Origin of the sequence: Marinibacterium sp. SX1, from assembly GCF_050389775.1 — a bacterium.
Classification (GTDB): Bacteria; Pseudomonadota; Alphaproteobacteria; order Rhodobacterales; family Rhodobacteraceae; genus Marinibacterium.
Map to the genome: position 1 here is coordinate 4539069 of NZ_CP177144.1, position 22978 is coordinate 4562046.

At 70.1% G+C, this 22978-nt stretch carries 21 protein-coding genes; 7 read left to right on the top strand and 14 right to left on the bottom strand.

What is annotated here, in order from left to right; translation table 11 throughout:
* Positions 1-14: 14 nt before the first annotated feature.
* The 3 genes from ACK3BB_RS20515 to ACK3BB_RS20525 form a co-directional block, all read right to left on the bottom strand.
* Positions 15-149 carry an aa3-type cytochrome c oxidase subunit IV gene (locus ACK3BB_RS20515; protein WP_428926498.1) on the bottom strand — a complete coding sequence of 45 codons (135 nt, stop codon included), beginning with the start codon at positions 147-149 and terminating at the stop codon, positions 15-17.
* Positions 150-598: 449 nt separating this feature from the next.
* Positions 599-1651, bottom strand: coding sequence for an MBL fold metallo-hydrolase (locus ACK3BB_RS20520; RefSeq protein WP_428926499.1), 1053 nt, complete (start codon positions 1649-1651; stop codon positions 599-601).
* 182 nt (positions 1652-1833) lie between these two features.
* Positions 1834-3546 (bottom strand): acyl-CoA dehydrogenase, encoded by a 1713-nt coding sequence (locus ACK3BB_RS20525; protein ID WP_428926500.1) that lies wholly within the window; start codon positions 3544-3546, stop codon positions 1834-1836.
* Positions 3547-3666: 120 nt separating this feature from the next.
* Between ACK3BB_RS20525 and ACK3BB_RS20530 the strand changes: the two genes are divergently transcribed.
* A complete protein-coding gene (locus ACK3BB_RS20530; protein WP_428926501.1) occupies positions 3667-4707 on the top strand; it encodes an L-threonylcarbamoyladenylate synthase in 1041 nt (346 codons plus the stop codon).
* 248 nt (positions 4708-4955) lie between these two features.
* On the opposite strand, the gene ACK3BB_RS20535 is transcribed toward ACK3BB_RS20530, so the two are convergent.
* Complete coding sequence (locus tag ACK3BB_RS20535; protein ID WP_428926502.1) at positions 4956-5510, bottom strand: YqgE/AlgH family protein; 555 nt, start codon at positions 5508-5510, stop codon at positions 4956-4958.
* A 287-nt stretch (positions 5511-5797) separates the two neighbouring features.
* Here ACK3BB_RS20535 and ACK3BB_RS20540 point away from each other — a divergent pair, with 287 nt between their 5' ends.
* Together ACK3BB_RS20540 and ACK3BB_RS20545 are read left to right on the top strand one after the other, a co-directional pair.
* Positions 5798-6664 (top strand): protein-disulfide reductase DsbD domain-containing protein, encoded by an 867-nt coding sequence (locus tag ACK3BB_RS20540; RefSeq protein WP_428926503.1) that lies wholly within the window; start codon positions 5798-5800, stop codon positions 6662-6664.
* 60 nt (positions 6665-6724) lie between these two features.
* Positions 6725-7189: an NUDIX hydrolase gene (locus tag ACK3BB_RS20545; protein ID WP_428926504.1), complete on the top strand. Its 465-nt coding sequence runs from the start codon at positions 6725-6727 to the stop codon at positions 7187-7189.
* Between the two features lie 202 nt (positions 7190-7391).
* On the opposite strand, the gene ACK3BB_RS20550 is transcribed toward ACK3BB_RS20545, so the two are convergent.
* The 6 genes from ACK3BB_RS20550 to ACK3BB_RS20575 form a co-directional block, all read right to left on the bottom strand.
* Positions 7392-10787 (bottom strand): efflux RND transporter permease subunit, encoded by a 3396-nt coding sequence (locus tag ACK3BB_RS20550; RefSeq protein WP_428926505.1) that lies wholly within the window; start codon positions 10785-10787, stop codon positions 7392-7394.
* A 4-nt stretch (positions 10788-10791) separates the two neighbouring features.
* Positions 10792-12336: an efflux RND transporter periplasmic adaptor subunit gene (locus tag ACK3BB_RS20555; protein WP_428926506.1), complete on the bottom strand. Its 1545-nt coding sequence runs from the start codon at positions 12334-12336 to the stop codon at positions 10792-10794.
* 139 nt (positions 12337-12475) lie between these two features.
* A complete protein-coding gene (moaB, locus tag ACK3BB_RS20560; protein WP_428926507.1) occupies positions 12476-13018 on the bottom strand; it encodes a molybdenum cofactor biosynthesis protein B in 543 nt (180 codons plus the stop codon).
* Positions 13018-13647: a LysE family translocator gene (locus ACK3BB_RS20565; RefSeq protein ID WP_428926508.1), complete on the bottom strand. Its 630-nt coding sequence runs from the start codon at positions 13645-13647 to the stop codon at positions 13018-13020. Before ACK3BB_RS20565 ends, moaB begins: the two co-directional genes overlap by 1 nt.
* Positions 13644-14258 (bottom strand): metallophosphoesterase family protein, encoded by a 615-nt coding sequence (locus ACK3BB_RS20570; RefSeq protein ID WP_428928777.1) that lies wholly within the window; start codon positions 14256-14258, stop codon positions 13644-13646. Before ACK3BB_RS20570 ends, ACK3BB_RS20565 begins: the two co-directional genes overlap by 4 nt.
* A 126-nt stretch (positions 14259-14384) precedes the next feature.
* On the bottom strand, positions 14385-15155 hold the full coding sequence (locus ACK3BB_RS20575) for a uracil-DNA glycosylase (protein ID WP_428926509.1): 771 nt from the start codon (positions 15153-15155) through the stop codon (positions 14385-14387).
* 496 nt (positions 15156-15651) lie between these two features.
* Between ACK3BB_RS20575 and ACK3BB_RS20580 the strand changes: the two genes are divergently transcribed.
* The 4 genes from ACK3BB_RS20580 to plsY are packed head-to-tail and all read left to right on the top strand — an operon-like array spanning position 15652 to position 19010.
* Positions 15652-16590: an aspartate carbamoyltransferase catalytic subunit gene (locus ACK3BB_RS20580; protein WP_428926510.1), complete on the top strand. Its 939-nt coding sequence runs from the start codon at positions 15652-15654 to the stop codon at positions 16588-16590.
* Complete coding sequence (locus tag ACK3BB_RS20585) at positions 16587-17117, top strand: hypothetical protein (RefSeq protein ID WP_428926511.1); 531 nt, start codon at positions 16587-16589, stop codon at positions 17115-17117. Before ACK3BB_RS20580 ends, ACK3BB_RS20585 begins: the two co-directional genes overlap by 4 nt.
* Entirely contained in the window at positions 17117-18397 is a 1281-nt protein-coding gene (pyrC, locus tag ACK3BB_RS20590) for a dihydroorotase (RefSeq protein WP_428926512.1), read from the top strand. Before ACK3BB_RS20585 ends, pyrC begins: the two co-directional genes overlap by 1 nt.
* Before the next feature lies 1 nt (position 18398).
* Positions 18399-19010 carry a glycerol-3-phosphate 1-O-acyltransferase PlsY gene (plsY, locus tag ACK3BB_RS20595; RefSeq protein WP_428926513.1) on the top strand — a complete coding sequence of 204 codons (612 nt, stop codon included), beginning with the start codon at positions 18399-18401 and terminating at the stop codon, positions 19008-19010.
* A gap of 301 nt (positions 19011-19311) precedes the next feature.
* Here the strand turns inward: plsY and ACK3BB_RS20600 are convergent, their stop codons facing one another.
* The 4 genes from ACK3BB_RS20600 to ACK3BB_RS20615 all read right to left on the bottom strand — a co-directional run bounded on the left by ACK3BB_RS20600 (position 19312) and on the right by ACK3BB_RS20615 (position 22966).
* Entirely contained in the window at positions 19312-20682 is a 1371-nt protein-coding gene (locus ACK3BB_RS20600) for a glutamate--cysteine ligase (RefSeq protein ID WP_428926514.1), read from the bottom strand.
* Between the two features lie 66 nt (positions 20683-20748).
* Positions 20749-21276, bottom strand: a complete 528-nt coding sequence (locus tag ACK3BB_RS20605) for a hypothetical protein (RefSeq protein ID WP_428926515.1) — start codon at positions 21274-21276, stop codon at positions 20749-20751.
* Positions 21273-22136, bottom strand: a complete 864-nt coding sequence (locus tag ACK3BB_RS20610) for a GNAT family N-acetyltransferase (RefSeq protein ID WP_428926516.1) — start codon at positions 22134-22136, stop codon at positions 21273-21275. The genes ACK3BB_RS20605 and ACK3BB_RS20610 overlap by 4 nt, the downstream gene beginning before the upstream one ends.
* Positions 22133-22966 (bottom strand): 16S rRNA (uracil(1498)-N(3))-methyltransferase, encoded by an 834-nt coding sequence (locus tag ACK3BB_RS20615; protein ID WP_428926517.1) that lies wholly within the window; start codon positions 22964-22966, stop codon positions 22133-22135. Before ACK3BB_RS20615 ends, ACK3BB_RS20610 begins: the two co-directional genes overlap by 4 nt.
* Positions 22967-22978 lie beyond the last annotated feature (12 nt).

Below are 22978 nucleotides of genomic sequence, written 5' to 3' on the forward strand. Positions count from 1 at the left end.
GGGCGGAAGACCTGTCAGATCAGGAAGATGGCCATCAGGACCAGCAGGACCAGGATGAAGATGACGGACTTGCTGACGAAGGTCATGAACCCGTCAAAGGTCTTTTCCTGGACGTCGATATCCATGCTTCCAAGCTTGTGTTCGGCCATGGGTCGGCTCTCCTCGCAATCGGTTCCATCTGCGATTAAAGGATAGAACGGCGCGTGTCACGATGGCAATTCTGCGCAAGTCGTATCCGCGCCCCTGCGTCGCATGGCTGCCGCAGGATCGGGCCTGCGGGGTGCCGGGGTGGTTTCGCCCCGACACATCGCGCCAGATGTGCCCCTGCCAACCGTGCCACATATGCTCCTGCCAACCGCGCCCGACATGCTCCGGGACAACCTGCCCGACACGCCCCCGCCTACCGCGTCGGATCCGCTCCGGCCAACCGTCCCCGACCCGCTTCGGCCAACGGCACCCGACATATTCCGACCAACCGGGCCCGACACGGCCCCGGCCAACGGCACCCGACCTGCCCCGGTCAACGGCGCCCGCCCCGCCCCGGCAAACCGCGCCCGGCCCGCCTCGGCACAGCGCAGCGCGCCTGACCCGCCCGGGCTCAGCCGGCGGCCTGGAACCGCCAGGCCCCGTCGGCATCCATCCGGCGGGTCGCCCGGCCTTCCTGGTAAAGATGGCTGACATGGGCCAGCGCCTCGACCAGGGCCAGGCCGTATTCGCCTTCACCGATCTCGCGCCGGAACAGCGGCAGGAAACATTCGGCCGCCGTGCGCGGCTCGTCCAGGTGGCCCATCAGCCGCTTGAGCGCGCCGTGGTGGTTGTTGATCAGCTGGCGCATGCGGGTTTCCAGCCCGGTGAACGGCAGCTTGTGGCCGCCCAGGACCAGGTGATCGCGCCGGGCCAGGGCCTGCAGCCGTTCGCAGGCCTCCAGCCAGTCGCCCACCGGATCGGCCATCGGCTCGGTCACGTAGACCCCGATGTTGGGGCTGATCGACGGCAGGATCTGGTCGCCGGCCAGCACGAGATTGTCGTCGCGACTCCAGAAGGTTGCATGTTCGGGCGCATGGCCGTTGCCGACATGGATGTCCCAGCGGCGCCCGCCCATGACCAGGCTGTCATCCTGGCGGATGCGCGTGTAGCCCAGCGGCAGCGGGGCGACGACATCGGCAAAGTTGAACGGTTTCTCGTGGCCGCGCTTTTCCAGCAGGTCGGCGCGCATGCCCGCCGCCCGGTAGAAGGCCAGGGTTTCGTCGGGCAGGGTCTGCTGTTCGTCCAGCGTCAGCATGCGGGCCATCAGGTAGGCCGTGCGCGTGGTCACGATCTGCGCGCCATGGTCGCGGGCCAGCCAGCCGGCCAGGCCGACGTGGTCGGGATGGTGATGGGTCAGGACGACGCGGTGGATCGGCCGGCCCCCCAGCGGCCCGGCCATCAGGGCCTGCCAGATCTCGCGCGAGAGGCCGGTGTCGAACCCGGTGTCGATCACCGTCCAGCCGTCCGGCCCGTCGTCCAGCGCGTAGACATTGACATGGTCCAGCTTCATCGGCAGCGGCAGGCGCATCCACAGCACGCCCTCGGCCACCTCGATCGCCGCGCCGCGTTCGGGCGGGTCGGGCCAGGGATAGGACAACAGGGCGGCCTCGGCGTGGCGGTTCATGTCAGGGCCTCCCTGCCTCTGCCCGGGCCATGGCCCGGCGTCTGTCCGGTGGGGCCTCGGCCGGTGATCCGGCCCGCGGCGGTCTTGGTGCAGCCACGGCCAGGTGCCCGGCCTGTGGGTGTCTCGATGGAGCCGCGGCCGGGGTCGCCCGGCCTGCGGCGGTCTTGCCGTGCATGGCGGGTTCAGGCCGCCAGGTCGTCGACACCCAGGGCAAAGAGCCCCTCGGCCCCGGCCCGAACATGGGCCAGCTGGCCGCCATGTTCGGGCAGCAGCCGGGCGATGTAGAACCGGGCCAGCGCCGCCCGCGGGCTGTCGGGCGCGGCCATGGCGGCGGCCAGGTGGTAATGGCCGCCCAGCACCCGGGCAAAGCCGCGCAGGTAGGGCACGGCCCCGGCGAAACGGTCGGTCATGTCGGATTGCTCGACCAGCCATTCCGTCGTTTCGCGCAGGGTCTCGGTGGCATCCCAGACCGGCTCGGCCAGTTCGGGCAGGGTCGCCCGGGCCTTTTCGGCCTGGGCCTGCATCTCGTCGATCAGCCGCATTGCCGCATCGCCGCCATCCATCATCTTGCGCGCGACAAGGTCCATGGCCTGGATGCCGTTGGTGCCTTCGTAGATCGCCGTCACCCGCACGTCGCGGGCATATTGCGCCGCCCCGGTTTCCTCGATCACGCCCATGCCGCCATGCACCTGCAGGCCCATCTGGCTGACCTCGTTGCCGATATCGGTGCCAAAGGCCTTGGCGATGGGCGTCAGCAGCGCCGCCCGGGATTTCCATTCGGCGTCATCGCTGGCATTGCCCATGTCGATGGCCACGGCACAGGCCAGGGCGATGGCCCGGGCGGTGAAGATCTCGGCCTTCATCGTCATGACCATCCGCCGGACGTCGGCATGTTCGATGATCGTGCCCGTCTCGGCCCCGGCGGTCTTGCCCTGCTTGCGCTCCAGCGCAAAGGCCAGGGCATGCTGATAGGCCCCTTCGGCCGCGCCGATCCCCTGGCAGCCCACGCCCAGCCGGGCGTTGTTCATCATCGTGAACATCGCCGCCATGCCGCCATGTTCCGGCCCGACCAGCCATCCCGTTGCCCCGTCGTACTGCATCACGCAGGTCGGCGAGCCGTGCAGGCCCAGCTTGTGTTCCAGGCTGACCACTTTCAGGCTGTTGGCCTTGCCCGGGTTGCCGGCCTCGTCGGGCAGGTATTTCGGCACCAGGAACAGCGAGATGCCCTTGGTCCCCGGCACGCCGTCGGGCAGCCGGGCGAGCACCAGGTGGCAGACATTGCCGGTGAAATCGTTGTCGCCCCAGGAGATGAAGATCTTCTGGCCGGTGATGGCATAGGTCCCGTCGCCATTGGGCTCGGCCTTCGACGCCAGCGCGCCGACATCCGACCCGGCCTGCGGTTCGGTCAGGTTCATCGTGCCGGTCCATTCGCCCGAGATCAGCTTGGGCAGGTAGAGCTCCTTGAGCGCATCCGAGGCATGGTGTTCCAGCGCCTCGATCTGGCCCTGGGTCATCAGCGGGGCCAGCTGCAGCGACAGGCAGGCCCCCGACATCATGTCGTTGACCGCCGCGGCCAGGGTCATCGGCAGGCCCATCCCGCCGTAATCCTGATCGCCCGACATGCCGACCCAGCCGCCCTCGGCAATGGCCGCCCAGCCTTCGGCAAAGCCCGGCGACGTGCGCACGACACCGTTTTCCAGCCGCGCCGGTTCAAGGTCGCCATTGCGTTGCAGCGGAGCCATGACCTCGTCGCAGAGCTTGCCGGCTTCGGTCAGGATGGCCGCGGCCACGTCGGCATCGGCCTCGGCAAAGCGCTCGGTGGCGGCAACCTGATCATAGCCTACGACGTGATCGAGCAGGAAACGGATATCGGAAACGGGGGCGCGATAGGTCATGGACTCCTCCGGGTGGCGGGCGCTTCGGCCGGGCTTGGCACCTTGTGTTTCAACAGGTATGGAGCGAAACCTCAGGTATTCCAAGTAGGGCCGGGCGAAGCGGCCGGCAAACGCGGCGTCATGGACAGATACGGCGACAGCGACGGGACCCCGCCCGGCAATGGCGGCAACGGCGGTGGCGAGGGTGGCAAGGACGCCCCCCGGCGCACCGAACGGCTGTCACCCGACGGCCCGGGCATCGCCCGTGCGGCCGAGCTGCTGGCCCGGGGCGACAGCGTGGCCTTCCCCACCGAAACGGTCTACGGGCTGGGCGCCGATGCCCGCCAGGCCGGGGCCGTGGCCGGGATCTATGCGGCCAAGGGCCGGCCGTCCTTCAACCCGCTGATCGTGCACGTGGCCGACATGGCCGCGGCCGAACGGCTGGTGACCTGGTCCGACCAGGCCCGGCGCCTGGCCGAGGCCTTCTGGCCCGGCCCGCTGACCCTGGTGCTGCCCCTGGCGCCCGGCCATGGCATTGCCTCGCTGGTCACCGCCGGCCTGCCCACCCTGGCCCTGCGCATGCCCGCCGGCGACGTGGCCCGCCGGCTGTTGCGGGCCTTTGACGGGCCGGTCGCCGCGCCGTCGGCCAATCCCTCGGGCCGGATCAGCCCGACCCGGGCCGACCACGTGCTGCAGGGGCTGGATGGCCGGATTGCCGGCGTGCTGGATGGCGGGGCCTGTGGCGTGGGCGTGGAATCGACGATCCTGGCCGAAGATGCCGAGGGCGCGCCGGTGCTGCTGCGCCCCGGCGGGCTGGCCGTCGAACCGGTCGAAGCCCTGCTGGGCCGGCCGGTGCTGCGCCCGCAGCCCGCCGCCGAAGACCCCGACCGCCCCAGCGCGCCGGGCCAGTTGCTGTCACATTACGCGCCGCGGGCGGCGGTCCGGCTGAATGCCACCGAGGCCCGGCCGGGCGAGATATTGCTGGGCTTCGGGCCGGTGGCCGGGGACCTGTCACTGTCGCCCTCGGGCGATCCCGTCGAGGCCGCGGCCCGGCTGTTCGACCACCTGCACCAGCTGGATGCCACCGGCCGGCCGATTGCCGTGGCGCCGATCCCGCAGACCGGCCTGGGCGCCGCGCTGAACGACCGGCTGCAACGGGCCGCAGCCCCGCGCGACGGCTGAGCCCGCCCCCGTCGCCACCGGGCGCCGGCACCCGCCGCGCCGCGCGGGCGGAACGGGACCAGAGGCGAGACACCGGCGCGCGGCCCTTGCCCGACCTTTCGGTCGGACGCGCGGCCGACGGGCATCTTCGTGACTGTCGTTTCGCCGGATCACCCCGCCCGGCCTCGCAAGATCCGCAAGATCCGCAAGATCCGCAAGATCCGCAAGATCGCACGCCCCAACGCCCGATCAACCCCGATCAGCCCGGTTCAGGCCCGCCCGGCGCTGGCCGACAGGCTGAGCGGATCGACCCCCAGCTGTTTCAGGCTGGCCGCCCATTTCTCGCCCTCGGGCAGGTCGAACACCAGCCCGGGCAGGGCCTCGGTGGTCAGCCAGCCGTTCATGGCAATCTCGCCTTCCAGCTGCCCCGGCCCCCAGCCGGCATACCCCAGCATCATCAGCGACCGGCCCGGCCCGGCGCCCCGGGCGATGTCTTCGAGCACGTCCAGCGTGGCCGTCATGGCAAAGCCCCCGACCACGTCCATCGTATGCAGCCGCGAGGTGTAATCGGGGGTGTGCAGCACGAAGCCCCGGGCGCTTTCGACCGGCCCGCCGTAGAACACCGGGGCGTCGACCTCATCCGAGGCCGGGGCGATGTCGAGCTGGCTGAACAGGTCCTTCAGCCGCACGTCGCGGGCCGGCTTGTTGATGATCAGGCCCATGGCCCCGTCGTCCCCGTGGCTGCACAGGAAGACGACCGAATGCTCGAAACGCGGATCTCCCATGCCGGGCATGGCGATCAGTAATTGGCCGGTAAGATCCATGACCTCCTTGCGGCCGTCTTCGTCCGGCCGATGTGGCGCGCCACGGACATCGCGGCGCCCGTTCCCAGAATGGCGACCGCCGCGCCCCGGCGCAACCCTGTCGCGCCGCGCCGGCCCCGATCCGCCCGACACCGCCCCGATCCGGCCCGAACAGCCCTGCACCGCCCGGAACATGGGCCCGAACACGGGCCCTCCACCGCCCCGTCATCGCCCCGTCATCGCCATGTCATCGCCCTTTACCGCTTCGTGACTTGGCAATTGCCCGCCAAGCGTCCACCTATGTCGGCATGATCACGCTTCGCCCCTTCCGCCGGACCGCCGGGCCGACCCGCCGTGGCGCGCTGGCCCTGGCCGCCGCCATGGCCCTTGGCCTCGCCCTGCCCCCGGCCCTGCTGCCCGGCCGGGCCGCGGCCGGCACGATCAACGATTACATCCGGCTGGACATCCTCGACGGCGGCACCACCGCCCGGGGCACCCAGCTGGCCGGCCTGCGCCTGACCATGGCCCCGGGCTGGAAGACCTACTGGCGCAGCCCCGGCGACGCGGGCATCCCCCCGGTCTTTGACTGGGGCGGGTCCGACAACCTGCAGGCCGTGGCCATCACCTGGCCCTCGCCCGTGGCCTTTGAACAATCGGGCATGCGCTCGATCGGCTACAAGGACAGCGTCGTGCTGCCGGTCGAGCTGACCCCCCGGGTGGCGGGCCAGCCGATCCGCCTGCGCGGGGTTGTCGACCTGGGCGTCTGCCACGATGTCTGCATTCCCCAACAGCTGGGCTTTGACCTGTTGCTCGACCCGGATGCCCCGCGCCATGCGGCGATCTCGGCGGCCCTGGCCAACCGGCCCTATTCGGCCGCCGAAGCCGGGGTGACCGCCGTGGCCTGCACCCTGGCGCCCACGCCCGACGGGTTGCGCCTGACCGCACGGATCACCATGCCCCCGGCCGGCGGGCGGGAGGTTGCCGTCATCGAACCGGGCAATCCGCGGATCTGGGCGTCAGAGGCCCAGACCAGCCGGTCGGGCAACGTGCTGACCGCGACCAGCGAGCTGATGCACAGCGAGGGCGGAGCCATGGCCATCGACCGCAAGGCCCTGCGCCTGACCGTGCTGGGCGAAAGCCATGCCGTCGACATCCGCGGATGCCAGGCGGGATGAGCGCGGCGTGAGCCCCGGGTTTCCCCCTGCCCCCGATGCCCCGCCCGCCCGGGGCCGGCCATGAGCGCCCCGCGCCCGCTGCTCGGGGCGATTGCCGTTGTGGTCCGGGATGGCCAGGTGCTGCTGGCCCGCCGGCGCAAGGCGCCCGATGCGGGGCTGTGGGGGTATCCCGGCGGCCATGTCGAGGCCGGTGAAACCGCGCTGATGGCCGCCGCCCGCGAGCTGCGCGAGGAAACCGGCGTGGTGGCCCGGCCGCTGGCCTACCTGACCAATATCGACGTCATCCTGCCCGGCCCGGACAGTCCGCCCGGAGCCGTCGGGGCGGAGTTTTCCGGCGTGCACTTCCTGCTGGCCGCCGTGCTCTGCCGCTACGAGGCGGGCTTGCCAGAGCCCGACGACGATGTTTCGGAGTGCGGCTGGATCGACCAGGAGCTAGTGCTGTCGGGCGGGCTGCCCATGAGCGACCAGGTCGACACCGTCCTGCGCCTGGCCCTGGCCCATCCGGCCCTGACCGATCGAGGCTGAGCACTTGGGAAGAGCGCCCGAATGGGGCTGAGTTCCTCGCACACACGGAATAACGCCGAGCGACCCAAGACCGACTGACAGGGCCGGACCAGCCAAGGCCAACGGCCGAGGCCGGACCGACGGCACTGCCCACACCGGTACCTGACCAGCACGTGGGCCCTCCTACCTCATCACGTCCCGCCCCGGACATCTGCCCCGGGTATCAGCCGCCCTGGCGGGCCTGGCGATGGGCGACCAGCGTGGCCACGACATTGGCCGCGAAGGTGATCACCGCCGTGCCGGCCACGAAGAGGACCAGCGCGGCCGACAGTGGCCGGGCCTGGGCCAGGCGGGGCATCCACTCGGCCAGCGGGCCGGGCAGCCCGCCGGTCAGCGTGGTCACCCCGATGGTCACTGCCAGCCAGCCCAGCACGATGGCACAGGTCAGCATCATCGCCCCGGCGATCGGCCGGGGCGCCCGCAGGATCCGCCGCAGCGCCGCAAAGGGCCGGGCCACGTCGCGCTGGATGGCGATCAGCGCGGGCACCACCAGCAGCACCAGCCCCATGCCGAAGCCCAGCCCGTAACACAGGGTGATCACCGTGGGCTTGAGGAACTGGGCCTGGACGGAGGTTTCATAGAGCAGCGGCGCCAGGCCAAGGACGGTCGTCAGCGTGGTCAGCAGCACCGGGCGCAGCCGGTCGGCAGTGCCGTCGATGATCGAGGGCAGCAACCCGCGCTCCTCGGCATATTCGTCGATCGTCGTTACCAGCACGATAGAATCGTTGATGATGATCCCGGTCATGCCCAGCAGGCCCACGACGGTGAACATCGACAGCGGCACCTGCCAGATGTAATGGCCCCAGATCGTGCCGACCAGGCCGAAGGGAATGATCGCCATGACCACGAAGGGCCGGGTCCAGCTGGAAAAGACCCAGGCCAGCGACAGGTAGATGCCGGTCAGCGACAGGATCAGCCCGACCCGCGCATTGGCCAGGAATTCCCGTTCCTGTTCGCGCAGGCCCGAGACCCGCCATTCGACCTGCCGCTCTTCGGCGATGCGCGGCAGGATCTCCTGTTCCAGCGCGGTCGAGATCTCTTCGGCCCGGGCCGGGTCGTCTTCGGATATGTCGCCGGTCACCGAGATCAGCCGCAGCCCGTTCTCGCGGCGCACGGTCGAAAAGCCGGATTTCGAGGTCACGCTGACGATATCGGCCAGGGGCACGTAATTGCCCGCCGGCGTGCGCATCTGGGTGCGTTCGAGGAAATCGGCCGTCAGCTCGCCTTCGGGCAGTTCGACCCGGATCGCCGCCGAGCGCGGCCCGTCGGGATAGGTCGCCGCCTCGATGCCGTTCAGCTTGGCCCGCAGCGCCCGGCCCAGCGTGTCGATGGTAAAGCCCAGGGCTTCGCCCTGGGCGGTCAGGTCGAGGATCAGCTCTTCCTTGTCATAGGCCAGGTTGTCCTGCACGGCCGAGACCTCGGGATAGCGGCTGACGGCCGATTTGAGATCCTCGGCCGCGGCCTTGAGCGTGTCGACATCGGCGCCATAGATCTGCACGTCGAGCGAATCGCCGCCCGGGCCGGACCGCCAGCCGCGGAACGACACGGTTTCGGCATTGGGCAGGTTGACCACCTCGTCCTGCAGGTCGGCCACGAAGGCAAAGCTGGAATAGGGCCGGCGGTCGGGGTCGATCAATTCGATCGAAATGGCGCCCAGCAGGTCTTCGTCCTTGCTGTCGGCGCCGGAGAGCCCTCGTCCGGCGTTCCCGCCGATCTCGGCGATGACGTAGTCGATCGGGTTGGTGCCGTGCTCGTCCTCGTACCGCGCGGCCACGGCATCGGTCGCCCGTTGCAATTCGCGCATCATGGCCAGGGTGTCATCGCGGCTGGCGCCTTCGACCATGGCGAAATTGCCGGTGATCGAGCCCTGTTCAGGGGCGTTGAAGAACCGCCATTGCACGTCGCCGCTGAAGAACATGGCCACCTGGCTGGCCAGCAGGGCCACCGTGGCGGCCAGCACGACGTAGCGCGCCCAGATCACCCAGGCCATCAGCGGGCGGAACAGCCGCTCACGGATCCAGGTGAAGCCCCGGTTCACCATGCGGTTGGGCCAGTCGTACCAATGTTCCCTGGCGGTATGGGCCACGGCATGGGACATGTGGTGGGGCAGGATGAGGAAACATTCGACCAGCGAAGCCGTCAGCACGACGATCACGGTGAAGGGGATGTCCTGGATCAGGTCGCCGAACCGCCCGCCGATGGCCGTGAGCCCGAAGAAGGCGATGACCGTGGTCATCGTCGCCGAGAAGACCGGCATCGACATCTTCTGTGCTGCCCGTTCGGCGGCGACCACCGGATGTTCGCCCAGGGTCCGCGCCCGGTAATCGGTATGTTCGCCCACGACGATGGCATCGTCGACGACAATGCCCAGGGTGATGATCAGCCCGAAGAGCGAGATCATGTTGATCGTCAGGCCAAAGGCGAACATCAGCGCGATGGCCGCGAACATGGCCGCCGGAATCCCCGCGGCCACCCAGAAGGCAATCCGCGCGTTCAGGAAGAGGAACAGCAGCACGACGACCATCAGCAGCCCGACGGTGCCATTGTCGACCAGGATGTCCAGCCGCTCCGAGATCGCCTCGGCCTGGGTGCGGATCAGGTCCAGGGTCACGCCCTGGGGCAGCGTGGCCTGCATCTCGGCCACGACATCCTCGACCACGTGCTGCACCTCGATGGCATCGCCGGTGTCGGCCCGGTCGATGCGCACCGACACGGCCGGATGTTCGCCGACGAAATAGGTCCGCGCCCGGTCGGCGCCCTCGACGCGGATCGTGGCCACGTCGCCGATGCGCAGCTTGGAATTGTCGGCATTCGACCGCAGCACGATGGATTCAAGCTGGTCGGCGCTGCGTTTCTCGGTGCCCGTGCGCACCCGGGCATTGGCCCCGGTCACGTCGCCGGCCGGGTTGGCATTGACCTCGGCGGCAATGGCCGTGGCGATTTCCTCCATCGTCACGTCATGGGCGATCAGCTTGGCCGAGGGCACCTCGACCACGGTTTCCGGCGCGGCCACGCCGCGGATCGTCGTGCGCGTGACGCCGACGGCAAACAGCCGGGTGATCAGCTCGTCGGCAAACAGGCCCAGCTGGCGCGGTTCGACCGGCCCGGTGATCACCACGTCGGTCACCCGGTCGCGCCAGGCCCCGCGCCGGACGACCGGATCGTCGGCCTCTTCGGGCAGGGTGGTGATGGCATCCACCGCGGTCTGGGTGTCATCGGCCGCCCGCGACATGTTCCAGTCGGGCTCGAATTCCAGGACGATGCTGGCCGTGCCCTCGCGCGAGGTCGAGGTCGTGCTTTCCACCCCCTCGACCGCCAGAAGCGACGGCTCCAGCACCTGCACGATGGCCCCGTCGACATCCTCCGGCCCGGCGCCTTCCCAGGTCACCGTGACGGTCACCGTGTCGATGATCACGTCGGGAAAGAACTGCGCCCGCATGTTGGGAATCGCCGCCGTGCCCAGCACCAGCAGCACCATCAGCAGCAGGTTGGCCGCCGTCCGGTGACGGGTGAAATAGGACAGGATGCCGCCGGCCGCCGGAGGAAGGTTGCGGACCATCGGGTCAGCCCCCCATCCGCGATTCAAGCCGCTGGACGACCTGCTCGGGCACTTCTTCCTGTTCCAGCGCGCCCAGCAGCCGGGCCTTGACGTCCTCGGGCATGCGCTTGTTCTCGGTCACGAAGGTCTTAAGCCGCGCCCGGCGTTCCGGCGTGAGCTTGAGCATCGACGGATCGGCGGCCAATTCGTTGGCCCCGGGCCGCGGTGCGGCGCCCTCGTCGCCCGGCGCGTCGGACAGGTCGGCCGGGGCCGCGGCATCCGGCCCCTCGGGCGCGGCTGGCACGGGACGGATCGGGCGCACCCGGATGCCCGGGCCCAGCAGCGGCGTGCGGCCGATGACAACCTCCTGCCCGGCCAGACCGTCGCCGCGCAGCAGCACCGTGTCGCCCTGGCGGCGCACCAGCGTCACCGGCAGCGAGCGCAGCCGGTCGTCGGGACCCAGCACCAGCACCGTGCCCCCGGCATCCAGCACCGAGGCCGGCAGCCGCGCCACATCGGCCAGCTCGGGCTCGTCGACATGGACCGTCACGAAATCGCCGGGCTTGAACCCGGGTGCCGCGTCCAGCCGGGCAAAGAGCTGGCGGCCCGACAGGCCCTCGCCCACCGCCGCGCTGTCCCGGCTGATGCGGCCCCGGGCCATCAGGTCGATCCCGGCGATGTTCAGCGACACCGTGACCGGCGCCTCGATCAGCCCGCCCGCGTCGTCCAGCAGCCGGACATATTGCGCCGTCGACACCCGGAAGGCCACTTCGAGCAGGTCGGGATCGACCAGGCTGGCGATCTTTTCGTTCAGCTGCACCAGCCGGCCTTCGACCAGGGTCACATCGCTGAGCACACCGTCGAAAGGCGCGGTCAGCCGGGTGTCGGCCAGGTCGCGTTCGGCCGTGCGCAGGGCGATTTCCGTGCGGTTCAGCGTGGTCCGGGCCTGGTCGACCCGGGCCTCGGCCTGGGCCACCGACATGCGGCTGGCCAGCACCGATTGCCGGGCCTGGGCCGCCGACAGCTCGGCCGTCTCGACCGCCGCCGCCGTGCCCACGCCCCGGTCGTTCAGGTCGACCTGCCGCTGATAGGCCTTTTCGCGCAGGTCGGCCTGTTCCCGGGCGGCTTTCAGCTCGTCGCGGGCCAGCACCAGCCCGCGGTCGGCATCGCGCACCTCGGCCTGGGCATCCAGCAGGTCGCTGCCCGCCCGGTCCAGCGCACCCTCGGCATCGGCCGGGTCGATCTCGACCAGCAGGTCGCCGGCGGTCACCGTGCCGCCCTCGACGAAACTGTCGTCCAGGTGCACCACCCGCCCCTGCGCCGCCGCGCGCAACTCCAGCGTGCGCCGGCTCTCGACCTCGCCGAAGGCTTCGAGGACGGGCACGACCGTTTCGAACACGGCCGGGCGGACATTGACGGCAAAGACCCGTTCGCGGGCCTGGGGCGTGTGCACCTCGGCGTTCATCCGTTCGCGCACGGCGCCGACGATCTGCTGGGCGGCAAAGATCAGCAGGGCCAGCGTCACGGCGGCCAGGAACACGCCGACCAGGCTCTGTCGCAGGAATTTCATCTCAAACCACCTTCGGCACGGCGCTCCGCCCCTGTTCGTCGGCCCAATGGAACGGTCCGCGTCCATGCCGGGCGCCTCCCGGGCCGGCACGACGGGGCCTCATAAACACAATACATTCAGGTTATAACGCGAACGGAATTCATTTCCGTCGCAAATGTTCATCCAGCCGGGGAAGAATCTCGACAAAATTGCAGGGCCGGTGGCGAAAATCCAGCTGGCGGCCCAGAATTTCATCCCAGGCATCCTTGCAGGCGCCCGGGCTGCCCGGCAGGGCAAAGAGATAGGTGCCCCCGGCCACGCCCCCGGTCGCCCGGCTCTGAACGGCACTGGTGCCGATCTTCTGCATCGACACGATGGTGAACACCGTGCCGAAGGCGTCGATTTCCTTTTCATAGACATCGCGATGCGCCTCGACCGTCACGTCGCGCCCGGTCAGCCCGGTGCCCCCGGTCGAGATCACCACGTCGACGGCCGGATCGGCGATCCAGCGGCGCAGGCGGTCGGCGATCAGCGCCCGTTCGTCGGGCAGGATGTCGCGATCGGCCAGCTCGTGCCCGGCAGCGGCGATGCGCTCGACCAGCACCTGGCCCGACCGGTCCTCGTCCAGCGAGCGGCTGTCGGACACGGTCAGCACGGCGATGCGCACGGGGATGAACTCTCGGTTCTCGTCGATACGCGACATCAGGCACGCTCCTGCAGGATCAGTTTCAGGGCCAGCCCGGTGAAGACCAGGGCCGAGATGCGCCCGGGCAGCCGGGCCAGACGGCCGCCGACCCGGCCCATCGCCGCGCCGGCCAGCGCCCCGGCCAGGCCGTTGATGACCAGCCCGCCCAGCGACAGGATGGCCGCGAAGACCAGGAATTGCGGCAGCACCGGGCGCGACGGATCGGCGAATTGCGGCACGAAGGCCAGCACGAAGAGGATGACCTTGGGGTTCGACAGGTTGACCAGCATCCCGTCGCGGAACGGCCGGGCGCTGCGCGGGGCGCGGCCGGGATCCAGCCGCGCGGCCTGGCGCCATGTCACCCAGGCCAGGCGCAGCAGGTAGGCCACGCCGACCCAGCGGATGACCTCGAAGAGCACCGGGTTGGCCGCGATCAGCGCGGCCAGGCCCAGCCCGGCGGCCAGCCCGTGGACCATGCCGCCAAGCGCCACCCCGGCCGAAGCCAGCCAGCCGGCGCGTGGCCCGTCGTTCAGCCCCTGCGCGGCGCAGAACATCATGTCGGCCCCCGGCGTCAGGTTCAGCGCCAGCGCCGCCGGCAGGAAGGCCAGCAGGGTCACCGGATCGATCAGCCCGGCCAGCCCGCTCATGGCGTCACCTCGAAGACATGGCCCGCCGGGCCGAGGTTGACCACCTCGGTCGTCCCGATCATGCCCCGTTCGCCCCAGCTGTCGTGGATATGCCCGCAGAAGGCATAACGCGGGGCGATGCGGGCGATGGCCGCGCGGATCGCCGTCGAGCCCACCGATTGCCCGGCCGATGTCCGGTCGGCCAGGCCCTTGGGCGGGGAATGCAGCACCAGGATGTCGGCCGCCGCACAGCCCGCCAGGGCGGTGTCGGCCTGGGCTTCGGTCATGTCGCAGGACCAGGCACCGAAGGGCGTGACCGGAATGCCGTAGCCCAGCCCGAAGAGCCGCAGCCCGGCGACCTCGCAGCCGGTGCCGTGCAGCACGGTGATGCCCGCGCCGCCCTCGACACCGGCGGCCGCCGCGCGCAGCTCGTCGGCGCTTTCGGCATTGCCCGGCACGGCAACCAGCGGCGCGTGCAGCCCGGCCAGCAGGGCCATCGCCTCGTCCAGGCCCTGGCGCATGTTGCAGAAATCGCCGGCGCCGATGACAAGGTCCGTCCCGGCGCTGCGCGCGACCAGCGCCCGGGCCGCGCTGACCGACCCGTGCAGGTCGGAAAAGGCCAGGATCCTGATTGCTTTGGTCATCTTCGTTCCGTTCCCCGTTTTGCCCGCCGTGGCCTTCATCCGGTCTACCGTCCGGCCTTGCGTCCGGCCTGCCGGCGGGTCCAAATCCCGTTGTCCTTTGCCCTGTCCCGCCCGTCAGGCCGGCCCCAGCCGGGACCGCAGTTCGAGCATGTCGGCCCAGGCCTCGCGCTTGGCCTGCGGATTGCGCAGCAGGTAGGCCGGGTGGAACATCGGCAGGGCCGGCTTGTCCCAGGCCTGGTCCCAGCGCCCGCGCAGCCGGGTGATGCCCTTCTTGCCCAGCAGGGCCTGGCAGGAAATATTGCCCATCACCACCAGGATCTCGGGGGCGGCCAGCCGCACATGGGCCTCGAGGAAAGGCTTCATCATGGCGATCTCGTCGGGCCGCGGGTCGCGGTTCTGTGGCGGCCGCCAGGGCAGCACGTTGGTGATATAGACCGAGGCCTCGCGGCTCAGCCCGATCGGCGCCAGCATGCGGTCGAGCAATTGTCCCGCCCGCCCGACAAAGGGCCGGCCCTCGCGATCCTCGTCGCGGCCAGGCGCCTCGCCGATGATCATCACCCGGGCGCCGGGCACGCCGTCGCTGAACACCGTGGTGCGGGCGCCTTTCTTGAGGTCGCAGCCTTCGAAGGATTCGAGCGCCGCGCGCAGCCCGTCGAGGTCACGCACAGCCCGGGCGGCCTGGCGGGCCTCGTCGACCGGATCGGGTTCGGCCAAGGGCACCGGCGCGCCGGGATTCGCCGGGGCCTGGGGCGCGGAGGGGCCGGCATCGGGCCGGGCCATGCGCGGGGCCAGGGCATAACGGTCCACGGGCGCGTCACAGATTGCCTCTGTCGCGCCCAGTTCCACCTGCCAGGCCAGAAGCGCCTGCGCGGTATGCCTATCCATGTCCGGCCCCATGGCGCCGAAGCTATGCCGCCACGCCGGCAAGGTAAATGGCCCCCGGTCATTGCCCCCCCGCTTCCGCCCCTGCCCCGGCATCGCCCGGGACATGCAGATGCCCCTTTGCACCCGTCGCCAGCGGTGTCGCATGCGCTGGCCCGGCCGGTTCGCGCTTCGGCCGTGTCGTTCAGTGGCCCGCGTCGAGTCGGTGCGTATCGCCGGCACCGACCCAATCCACCCCGCATCCGGGCGTCCGGCCCGTCGATGGCTTGCATCGCTCGGTCCCGCCCGCCCCGGCCTCGGTCCTGCCCCGGGCCTACCACCCCCGCATCCGGCCGCCCGCGCAACGGCCCCGTCACCCGATTCCCCACCGCGCCCGGTCGCCGTGCACCCCGCGAAGCCGCCATCGGCCGGTATCGTCCCAGATCTTCCACAGGCTTCACATGGGCTTGTCGGTTTCCCCCGCCCTTCCTATAACCGGCCCGAACCGGAGAAGGGGCCCATGAGTTTCACCGCAAAGCACCTGCTCGGCATCGAGCCGCTCCGCCCCGAGGCCATCACCGCGATTCTCGACCTGGCCGACACCTATGTCGAGGTCAATCGCAGCGACGCCAAACATGGCGACGCCCTGGCCGGGCTGACCCAGATCAACATGTTCTTCGAGAACTCGACCCGCACCCAGGCCAGTTTCGAACTGGCCGGCAAGCGGCTGGGCGCCGATGTCATGAACATGGCCATGCAGACATCGTCGGTGAAGAAGGGCGAGACCCTGATCGACACCGCCCTGACCCTGAACGCCATGCACCCCGACCTGCTGGTCGTGCGCCATCCGCAATCGGGCGCCGTCGACCTGCTGGCGCAAAAGGTCAATTGCGCCGTGCTCAACGCCGGCGACGGCCGCCACGAACACCCCACCCAGGCCCTGCTGGACGCCCTGACCATCCGCCGCGCCCGCGGCCGGCTGCACCGGCTCAACGTGGCCATTTGCGGCGACATCGCCCATTCGCGGGTCGCCCGGTCCAACATCCTGCTGCTGGGCAAGATGGAAAACCGCGTGCGCCTGATCGGCCCGCCGACCCTGATGCCCTCGGGCATTTCCGAGTTCGGCGTCGAGGTCTACGAGGACATGGAAGAGGGCCTGAAGGACGTCGACGTCGTGATGATGCTGCGCCTTCAGAAGGAACGGATGGACGGCGGGTTCATTCCCTCGGAACGCGAATATTACCACCGGTACGGGCTGGATGCGGCCAAGCTGGCCCTGGCCAAGGATGACGCCATCGTCATGCATCCCGGCCCGATGAACCGGGGCGTCGAGATCGACGGCGAGATCGCCGACGACATCAACCGCTCGGTCATCCAGGACCAGGTCGAAATGGGCGTGGCCGTGCGCATGGCCGCGATGGACCTGCTGGCCCGGAACCTGCGCGCGGAGGCCGCATGACCGGACTGCAGGAGATCGAGCTGCCCCCCGGCGAGCGCGGCCGCATCCGCGTCTTCTCGCTGTCGATGTCCGAGGACGAGGCCCGCCACCTGGAACTGGGCCGGGCGCTTGGCAAGTATCCCGACGATCCCTCGCGGGTCGAGGTCTTTCCGGTCAGCAATCTCGACGGGCTGGGCCTGGCCGGCTATCTCGTCGAGGGCTGCGGCGTGCCCGAGGCCCAGGTCGCGCCCGACCGGGCCCGGCTGGATGCCCTGGGCGGCCATGTCCTGCTGTTGTTCAGCCGGGCCTATGCCGAGGGCGGCGTGACGCTGGAACCCGAACCGGCCCTGACCCTGATCGGCACCTATGACGAGGACCGCCCCGCGGCCCGCCCCGGCCCGCTGATCGAAACCGAAAGCGCCAAGCCCTTTACCGGCAAGCCGCGCCTGTCGCCGCGTGACAACCGGGCGGCCTCGCGCCGGGCCGGGGCCATCTTCTTCGGCCTTGTCATGCTTCTTCTGCTTGTCGTCGTGATCCTGGTGCTCTGATGTCTTCCACGCTCTTCGCAAATGCCCGCCTGATCGATCCCGAAACGCTGCAGGACGGCCCCGGCGGCCTGCTGGTGCGCGACGGGCGCATTGCCGGCCGGCTGGATCCCGGAGCGACGACCCCGGCCGACCAGGTCATCGATTGCGCCGGCGCCTGCCTGGCCCCCGGGCTGATCGACCTGGGCGTCAAGATCGGCGAGCCGGGCGAGCGCCACAAGGAAAGCTTTCGCACTGCCGGCCGGGCCGCCGCCCGGGGCGGGGTGACCACGATGATCACCCGGCCCGACACCGTGCCGGCCATAGACAATCCCGAAACGCTGGAATTCGTCCTGCGCCGGGCCCAGGCCGACACGCCGGTCAACGTGCTGCCCATGGGCACCCTGACCAAGGGCCGCGAGGGCCGCGAGATGACCGAGATCGGCTTCCTGATGGATGCCGGGGCGGTGGCCTTTTCCGACGGCGACCGGGTGGTCGAGAATGCCAAGGTCTTTTCGCGCGCGCTGACCTATGCCCGCAGCCTGGGCGCCCTGGTCATCGCCCATCCGCAGGACCCCGACCTGTCGCGCGGGGCTTCGGCCACCTCGGGCAAGTTCGCCTCGCTGCGCGGGCTGGCCGGGGTGTCGCCCATGGCCGAGCGCATGGGCCTGGATCGCGACATCGCCCTGGTCGAGATGACCGGCGCGCGCTACCACGCCGACCAGATCACCACCGCCCGGGCCCTGCCCGCGCTGGACCGGGCCAAGCAGAACGGGTTCGACGTGACCGCCGGGGTGTCGATCCACCATCTCACGCTCAACGAGCTGGACGTGGCCGATTACCGGACCTTCTTCAAGCTCAAGCCGCCGCTGCGCTCGGAAGACGACCGCCAGGCCGTGATCGAGGCCGTGGGCAGCGGGCTGATCGACATCATCTGTTCGATGCACACGCCCCAGGATGCCGAATCCAAGCGCCTGCCCTTCGAAGAGGCGGCCTCGGGCGCGGTGGGGCTGGAAACCCTGCTGCCGGCGGCGATGCGGCTGTATCATGCCGGCGCGCTCAGCCTGCCCCAGCTGTTCAGGGCCATGGCCCTGAACCCGGCCCGCCGGCTGGGCCTGGCGGCCGGCCGGCTGGCCGATGGCGCCCCGGCCGACCTGGTGCTCTTTGATCCCGACAAGCCCTTTGTCATGGACCGCTGGGCGCTGGAATCGAAATCCAAGAACACGCCCTTCGACCTGCAGCGCATGCAGGGCCGCGTCATGGGCACCTGGCTTGCCGGGCAAGAGATCTACCGGAGCGCCTGACATGCCCGATTTCACCACGCCCGATGCCTGGCTGATCCTGTGGATCGGCATCGGCTACCTGCTGGGCTCGATTCCCTTCGGCCTCGTCTCGGCCCGGATCTTCGGGCTGGGCGACGTGCGCAAGATCGGATCGGGCAACATCGGGGCGACCAACGTGCTGCGCACGGGGCACAAGCCCGCCGCCGCCCTGACCCTGGTGCTGGATGCCGGCAAGGGCGCGGCGGCCGTGCTGCTGGCCCGCCATTTCGCCGGCGAGGATGCCGTGCAGCTGGCTGCACTGGCCGCCTTCTTCGGCCATTGCTTCCCGGTCTGGCTGGGGTTCAAGGGCGGCAAGGGCGTGGCCACCTTCCTGGGCATCTGGCTGGCCCTGGCCCCGTCGGTCGGGCTGGCCTGCTGTGCGACCTGGCTGGTCGCCGCCGCGCTGTCGCGGATCTCGTCGGTCGGTGCCCTGGCCGCGGCCGGGCTGTCGCCGCTCTGGGCCCTGGTCTTTGGCGCCAAGAGCGCCGTCGTGCTGTCGGTCGCGCTGCTGGTGCTGATCCTGTGGCGCCACTGGCAGAACATCCAGCGCCTGCGGGCCGGCACCGAGCCCCGGATCGGCGCCCGGCGCAAGTAGGCCGGGCCGGTTAGGCGCAAGCTGAGCCCCCTAGCCGGGGGCAGTGACACGCCGCGCAACCAGAGCCGCCGAGCTGGGCAGTGGCGCGACGCGCGGCCAAACACGTCACCAGCCGGGCGCCGGGGCGCCGCATGCCATCGCGCAAGTCTTATCGCGCAATTCGCCCAAAAAAACGGCACCCGTCACCCCACATCGGCCATTGGGCACCACCCCACGGCCCGAACCTCCGCACGACGCGGGAGTCCCGGCCCCAGATTTTTCTGGAAAAAACTCGGTCCGCCGCAGCGGCCAGGGCGCAGCCTCAGTAGCTGTACGCCCCGTAGATCCGGCTGACGTCGCCGTTCCAGTCACCGTTGTAATGATCCAGCAGCTCGTCCGCCGGGGCCTTGCCCGTCTCGACGCTGTCTTCCAGCGCATGCAGGAAATGCCGCTCGTCGGCCACCATGCCCCCCAGCCCGGGCCGTGCCCGCGCCTTGAGCCCCGCCCGCGAGATGTCCAGCACCTCGCCGGCCAGCTTCAGCATGTCGATGCCCCCGACCCGCGCCTGCAACCCGTCCTTTCCGGCCGCCACGCGCAGAGCCTGCCGCGTCTCGGCATCCCAGCCCTTGACCAGGTCCCAGCCCGCGTCTAGCGCCGACTGGTCGTACATCAGCCCGACCCAGAAGGCCGGCAGCGCACAGAGCCGCCGCCACGGGCCGCCATCGGCTCCGCGCATCTCGATGAACTTCTTGATCCGCGCCTCGGGGAACAGCGTCGTCAGGTGATCGGCCCAGTCCGACAGCGTCGGCTTCTCGCCCGGCAGCGCCGGCAGCTCACCCTTGAGGAAATCGCGGAACGACATCCCCAGCGCGTCGATGTACTGGCCGTCGCGATAGACAAAATACATCGGCACATCGAGGGCGTATTCCGTCCAGGCATCAAAGCCGAAGCCCTCTTCGAAGACAAAGGGCAGCATCCCCGTCCGCGCCGCGTCGAGGTTCTGCCAGACCTTGGCCCGCAGGCTCTTGCCGCCGAACGGCTTGCCCTCGAAGAACGGCGAATTGCCAAAGAGCGCATTGGCCACCGGCTGCAGGGCCAGCGCCACGCGCAGCTTCTGCACCATGTCGGCCTCGGAGCCGAAATCCAGGTTGACCTGCACCGTGCAGGTCCGCCGCATCATCACGCGGCCCATGGTGCCCACCTTTTCCATGTAGGCATCCATCAGCTTGTACCGCCCCTTGGGCATCAGCGGCATCTGCTCGTGGGTCCAGTCGGGGGCGGCGCCGAGGCCGATAAAGCCCACGCCCACCTTGTCGGCCACGTCCTTGACCTCGCGCAGGTGCACGTTCACCTCGTCGCAGGTCTCGTGGATCGTCTCCAGCGGCGCGCCCGACAATTCCAGCTGGCCGCCCGGTTCGAGCGAGATGTTCGCCCCGCCCTTGGTCAGCCCGATCAGGTTGCCGCCTTCTTCCAGCGGTGCCCAGCCATGGACATCGCGCAGCCCTTCCAGCACGGCCTTGACCGACCGTTCACCTTCGTAGGGGATCGGCAGCAGGGTGTCCTTGCAATAGCCGAACTTCTCGTGCTCGGTGCCGATGCGCCAGTCTTCCTTCGGCTTGCACCCCGCCTCCAGGTAGCCTGCGAGCTGGTCATAGCTTTCGATCGGCCCGCCGCCGCTCTGGGGAATGGACATCTGATGCTCTCCGATCCTTGGGTCCTTAACCTGCGCCCCCGACCTGCCCGCAAAACTGCGGGGGTGTCAATGTAGCCGATAGTTGGGCGGCCGGGCGGTGCGCCGTTCCCACACGACGACCGGCATCGGCGCTTTGCGGTCCAGATGCGACAGCAATCGCCGCGTATCCAGCCCGGGCAGCGCGCCAAAGGCATCGAACAGCGCCTCGGATCCGCTGGCGTTCACGGGAATGTGCAATGCCGGAGCGCCGGGCTGTTCAAGCACCCAGCAGGGCGGCCGGCCCGTCGGATCGAGGATCAGCCGTTCCAGCTCCGAGGCCGCGACGGCCCCGCCTTCCAGCGGGCCGAAATAGGAAATCCGGCCTTCGTCCACCTGCACCACGCCCGGCCCGTCGCCGCCCTGGCGGAAGCGCATCCGGCGCAGCCCGGTCACGGCCAGCGCCGCGCCGGCCAGCATGACGGCCCAGCCGATCCAGCCCAGCAGCCCGCCGGGCCCCAAGCCCCAGCTCAGCCCCACCGCGGCCAGCCCGGCCCCGATCAGCACCTCGCGCCAGCGCATCAGCAGGGCCATGGCCTCGGGCCGCACAAAGCTCATGCCGGCGCCCCCAGGAAGATCGGCCGGTTCAGCACGCAGACCCGGTAATCGCCGACCCGCCGGAACCCGATGGCCTCGTAGGCCCGGCTGGCCGCGTCGTTGTTGGAAAACAGGATCGCCACCCGCGCGCCGGCCGCCCGGGCCTCGGCCAGCCGGGCGGCCGTCACCCGGCGGCCCAGCCCGCGGTTGCGCTCGGCCGCGGGCACAAAGACCCCGCCGACCTGCACCATATCGCCCGCCCGGGCATTGATCGACGCCGCGGCAACCGGCCGGCCGTCCTCGACCAGCAGCCGTTCCGCCCCGCCCCGGCTGGCCGCCAGCGCCCGGGCCGCGGCTTCTTCGCCGGCCCGCGCCCGGTCCCGGGTCAGCCCGGTGTCGATCAGGTAATCGACGTACCAGCCCGTCAGCATCTCGCGGTCGGCCTCGCCCGCCGCGCGCATGATGACCCCCTCGGGCGCGTCCAGCCGGTCCAGGTCCAGCCGGTAGAGCGGTTCGGCATGGTTGCTGGCCACGTCACCGGACTTCAGGCCCAGCACGGCCAGCGCCCGGCGCACCTGGATGTCGTCGCCGGTGATGCCCCGCATCATGTGCCCGGCCAGCGCCCTGGCCCATTCGCTCCAGACCGCGCCGGGCAGGTCGGGCGCCTGCACCATCAGGAACCCGCCGTTGGTCGCCCCGAAGATCGCCGCGATGCCCGCCGTGCCATGGTGCAGCCAGTAACGCGTGCCATGGGGGTGGACCCGCTCGTCGGTGCCGTGATCGGCCAGGTTCGACATCAGGAACATCGAGGTTTCGGCATGGCGCATCAGAAAGGCCGCCATGGCCGGGATATCCTCGGGCAGGGCCTCGCGCAGGGTCATGTCCAGTCTCCCAGCTGCATCTGCCACAGGGTCAGCGCGGCCACCGCCGCGGTATCGGCCCGCAGGATGCGCGGGCCCAGGCTGACCCGGTGGGCCGCCGCCATGGTTGCCAACCGGGCCCTTTCGCGCGTCGAAAAGCCGCCCTCGGGCCCGATCAGGATGGCCCAGGGGCCGGCGCGACCGTCCGCTAGGACGGGCAAGCGGGCGCCCGCCGCCGTCACGCCGTGCGCCGGCGTGCCATCCTGCGTCACACCGTGCGCCGGCGCGCTGTCCCCCATGGCCAGATCCGCCATCGCGCCGCCCGCCGCGGCCTCGTCCACCGTCGCCTCGTCGCAGAACATCAGCCGTCGCCCGTCGGGCCAGCCGTCCAGCACCCGGTCCAGCTTTTGCAGCTCGGCCACCTCGGGCACATAGGTCCCCCCGCATTGCTCGGCCGCCTCGACGGCATGGGCCTGCAGCCGGTCCTGGCGGATGCGCTCGGAATTGGTGAATTCGGTCTGCACCGGGCAGATCCGCGCGGCCCCCATCTCGGCCGCCTTCTCGACGATGAAATCCGTCCGCGCCTTCTTGATCGGCGCGAACAGCAGCCACAGGTCCGGCGGCATCTGCAACGGCCGGCTCTGCGCCTCGCAGACCAGAACGCCCCCGCGCTTGCCGGCCTCTTCGACCCGGGCCGCGAACTCGCCGTCGCGCCCGTTGAACAGCGCCACCCGCGCGCCCACGGCCAGCCGCATCACCCCGAAGAGGTAATGCGCCTGCTCCCGCGACAGAGTAACCGTTTGCCCCTGCCCCAGCTCCTGCTCTACATACAATCGCACCGTGCTGCTCATGGAAGGCTACAT